This window comes from Colwellia sp. MB3u-8, assembly GCF_014076985.1.
Taxonomy (GTDB): domain Bacteria; phylum Pseudomonadota; class Gammaproteobacteria; order Enterobacterales; family Alteromonadaceae; genus Cognaticolwellia.
In genome coordinates, this window is sequence record NZ_JACGVA010000045.1 from 1 (window position 1) to 4423 (window position 4423).

At 35.5% G+C, this 4423-nt stretch carries 5 protein-coding genes; all 5 read left to right on the forward strand.

What is annotated here, in order from left to right:
* Positions 1-148: 148 nt before the first annotated feature.
* The 5 genes from H4J54_RS04700 (at position 149) to H4J54_RS19365 (ending at position 3823) form a co-directional block, all read left to right on the forward strand.
* Entirely contained in the window at positions 149-514 is a 366-nt protein-coding gene (locus H4J54_RS04700) for a hypothetical protein (RefSeq protein WP_182189781.1), read from the forward strand.
* 144 nt (positions 515-658) lie between these two features.
* Positions 659-1810, forward strand: a complete 1152-nt coding sequence (locus tag H4J54_RS04705) for a serine hydrolase (RefSeq protein WP_182189782.1) — start codon at positions 659-661, stop codon at positions 1808-1810.
* A 150-nt stretch (positions 1811-1960) separates the two neighbouring features.
* Positions 1961-2764, forward strand: coding sequence for a TIR domain-containing protein (locus H4J54_RS04710; RefSeq protein ID WP_182189783.1), 804 nt, complete (start codon positions 1961-1963; stop codon positions 2762-2764).
* Positions 2765-2808: 44 nt separating this feature from the next.
* The gene (locus H4J54_RS04715) at positions 2809-3318 is read left to right on the forward strand and encodes a hypothetical protein (protein WP_182189784.1); all 510 of its coding nucleotides are present in this window, start codon (positions 2809-2811) and stop codon (positions 3316-3318) included.
* 373 nt (positions 3319-3691) lie between these two features.
* Positions 3692-3823: a hypothetical protein gene (locus H4J54_RS19365; protein ID WP_259366951.1), complete on the forward strand. Its 132-nt coding sequence runs from the start codon at positions 3692-3694 to the stop codon at positions 3821-3823.
* Positions 3824-4423: the final 600 nt, after the last annotated feature.

A 4423-nucleotide genomic window follows, 5' to 3' on the forward strand; every position in this document is an offset into this window, starting at 1 on the left:
TTGCTAGTGATTTAGAGCGGATGGCAAAACTGCTAACAAGCTAATCAACAAGGACAAAAAACAGTTTGCTGTTTTCGTTCCTCAACATTTTAGCAAACAATTTTTTGCCTGTTATTAGGGCGTTATATAAAACGAGACTGTTCGGTGTATGCATAAAGTTTTAGGGCGATTATCACTTTTACTAATAGTTATTGCTTATGTGTTTGGTTATTTTGAACATCAAAATATAATTAACGCTTCTTTGCCAATCGAAAAGCTATTTGAGCAGCGTTACTTATTGGAGCTAAAAGTAGGTGTATTTTTAATAATACCTTGCTCTTATTGGTCATATCATTGGTTTATGACCTTTAAAAATTGGCCTTCAGATCAAACTACTACTTTATTTGGTAAAACAATTGCGTATGGAAATAGTTTAACACTTCGGCTACTACTTGGTTCATTTGCTATTTTTGGTATTTTCGGGCCTTGTTTGCTTTCATTCTATATGGCTAGTATATTTAAAAGTTTTATATAACAAGCATTTAAACAGGGACAAAAAACAGTTGGCTGTTTTCGTTCCTCAACATTTTAGCCAACAATTTTTTGCCCGTTAAATGGGCGTTATGCAGAAAATTAAGATTTGGCAATAGTCGTCAACTTTACTAAAACGAGATAAATAATGATAAAAAAATTAGCTTTGCTTTTACCTTTTTCCTTATTCCTTATTCCATCAGCATTCGCTCAGGTTACTCTAGTAGATAAGCTTAAAATTGAACAACAAATTAAAGAATTTATGGCTAAAGAAGATGTTCCAGCATTGGCAGTTGGCATTATTCAACAAGGAAAAGTGGTATTTACTTCAGGGGTAGGTATAAGAGACAGAGAAACCAAGCAAGCAATAAACTCTAAGACGTTATTTCAAATTGGTTCTCAGTCGAAAGTATTAACTAGTATTATAACGTTAGAGCTAATAGATGAGGGGAAACTGAAGCTTACTGATCGTGTCATTGATCTTTTACCCAATGTTTTCCCAAAAGATTCTCTGGAAGAATTTAAATCATTAACGATTGAACATCTAATGACACATCGTTCTGGTTTACCTAATTATCCTAAAAACGTCACTAGAATCGATGGTGATGCATTTTTAGGTGGTTATGATGAAAAAATGCTATTGAGTGCGCTAAAAACCATTAAATTAAGCTTTACCGTTAATGAAAAATGGGAATATTCAAATTTAAATTATGCTGTACTTGGATATGTGTTGAGCAAGGTGACAAATACAAGTTATGCTGAATTAGTTAAAGATTATATTAATGATAAATATAGCCTTTCAAATACTTTGGTAAATTTATCTGAAAGCCAAAAGCACACTCAAATGGCTTTACCTTACAGAAAAGACGATCGTCAAGTTGTGACTCAACCGTGGGATATGGGGTTATTAGCGCCACATGGGGGTGTTTACTCAAGTATTGATGATCTAGCTCGCCTTATGGTGTTACAACTGAAGGCATACTCGTTATTCAGTAAAAACGGAGTGACTTCACCGCTCGTTTCAACTCAAATAAAATATGACACTGAATTTACTCAGGCTGGAGAAATATACCTAGGACTCAGTTATGGCCTTGGAATGTTTGAAGCAAGCAATGAGTTCCCTCTGTTTTCTGAAACAGTATTGTTTCATGGTGGCGATTTAGATGGTTATGGCTGTGAGTATTTATTTTCTCCAGAATATAATGTCGGAGTAGTTATGCTAACTTCAAGTGGTGGAGGTAAGTTTGTCAATTTTGGCAGGAAAATGATGAGTGAATTATTAGAAATAAGCGTAAAGTAGAATTGCGTTTCTTTCTGCATAACAAGCTGTTAAACAAGGACAAAAAACAGTTGGTTTTTGCTCCTTCGTCGCTTATTTTAACCAACTATTTTTTGCCTGTTAACAGGGCGTTAGGCTTTTAAGTTTTAAATTGCACTATAGGAGATCAAATTGAGCACTGAATTTTTAGAAACGGATTTTGATAAAGTTAGCTACCTTGTGAATTTACTCACGGCAAGAGCAACGGGGCTTGCATCTGACACATTTGAATTTGAAGCATTACGCTCTGAATTACTGAGTAATCCCAATCTTGCTCCAATGCTCCCTCAGTGGTTACGACAGCATCGTAATTTAGATTCATTTTGGGGGTTTATTCAGCCAAAATTTAGTAGTTACGCCGAAAGACGTACGTACTTATCTGGTGAGTTCACACCAATATTAGATCAATTGGAGTTTGGGCAACCAACTCCGGTAATAATGCCAAGCAGTATTACAAATACACCAGTGCATCCAGCGAAAGAAATTCCTCGTAACAAACGTAAAGTGTTTATTGTTCATGGACATAATAACGAAGTAAAACAAGAAGTAAGTCGCTTTGTCGAACAACTTGGTTTAGAAACTATTATTCTGCATGAGCAAGCTAATGCAGGAATGACAATTATTGAAAAAATTGAACATTATTCAAATGATGCTGATTTTGCTCTTGTTTTATATACTCCATGCGATTTAGGTAGAGCTATAACCGAGCCTAACCCTCCAAAAAATAGAGCACGACAAAATGTAGTGTTTGAACATGGTTACCTTATTGCGAAGCTTGGTCGAGAAAATGTCTGCCCTCTAGTTAAAGGAGCTCTTGAAACTCCAAATGATATAAGTGGGGTCTTGTATGTCACTATTGATGATCCTGGTGCATGGAAAAATCAGGTAGCGAAAGAGTTAATTCAGTGTGGCTACACTTTGAAATCATTTTTCTAATAAGTATCAAAGCCTAACAAGGCATTCAAACGGAAAATTTACAGTTGGCTGTTTTTCGTTCCTCAAACATTATAGCCAACTATAATTTTCCGCTTAATGCGGCGTTAGGTGCAAAGGGTATAATCATGCTTCGGTATATTTTTACACTATGGTTAGCTCTAAGTGCTATTTTTCTTAATCTTGCAATGGCAAAGGATTATAGTTCTGATGAAACTTGGAAGCTGGAAATTAAGGATGTAAATAACTCCCTAATAACAACAGCACTTTTTAAGTTTACTGACAAAGTTGCAAGCTCATGTATTGGCGGTAACTGGAAAGCAATTAACGTAATTTCTTCAACTTCGTCAGATGACCAATTTTTTCCTGTTAATCAGACAATATCTTATGAAATTAATCAAGGTACATTGGTTATCGGGCGCAATGGAAGGTGTGATTCATATTTGCACTTAACTGGTACATTTAAAGGTAGTGGAGCAAGCGGTAAGTATACTGCTTTTGGGGTGGAGCATAATAAACTATTGGGATCTTTCTCAATAAGTATTGTTAAGCAGTAATTGCACCTAACAAGGCATTCAAACGGAAAATTTACAGTTGGCTGTTTTTCGTTCCTCAAACATTTTAGCCAACTATAATTTTCCGCTTAATGCGGCGTTATAACTCAAAACAAGCTCATGAGAATTCATAAATTACATTTACCGCTCGTAATAGCAATATTAGTATTCTTAGGTGGGCTTTTGTCACTGACTTGGGAAACATATACATCATACGATGGAGGCATTGGTTCACTTGCATTGATAGTTGTTTACCCAATTGCAATGTTAAGTGAGGTTACTCTTATCCCACCATTTGTAATTTGGTTCCTAATCATTGGTTTTTTCGCGTATTTAGATTTTTACTTTTCTCGTAAGGCTAGGGAAAAAATTAACCATGAGTTATAACAAGCTGCTCAATTTCGCAGCAAAAAATGCTGCGGGACAGTTACTCGCTGGCTTCGCCAACAACACTCGCAACTGCCCCTTAGCAGGGCGTTATATACTCATGGAGAGTCAGCATTGGTAGATTACAACTGGACTTGTTTAGCCTGCAACATAGGTGTAGATAAAAGTAATGATAAATGCCCTAGTTGTGGGTATTTAGCTGGAGCTAATTCCTACGAAGTCGATGCCAGAAATATTCTAGTTAAAAGCTCGGAGTGCGATCATGTATTAGATTGCCCTAAGTGTTCTCAACGGCAACTTGATATCAAATATAATAAAACACCAAAGAAATATTATTATATTGGCCTTAAGGGTAGGTTAATATTTTTCGAAATATTATATCTAAATATATTTTGTAAAAAGTGTGCATATAAAAAAGAAATAGAGTTTGATATTCCTATTTTTCGTAAACTATTTAGGTGGATTATGAAACGAGATATACAAAGTGAGTGGCTAAAACGCATATAAGCTGTTCAAGCGGGACAAATTACAGTTGGCTGGTTCCGCTTCGCTTTCGCTACACAATTTTAGCCAACCATTACTTAGCCTGTTATTTGGGCGTTAGGTTAATAAGGAGGATTCACATTGAAGTGTCCACATTGCGATAAAAAAATAAGTTTATTTTCTAAAACTCTGAATAAATTTGGCAAAGTTAAAGTATGCCCTCATTGCTCTGAACAAT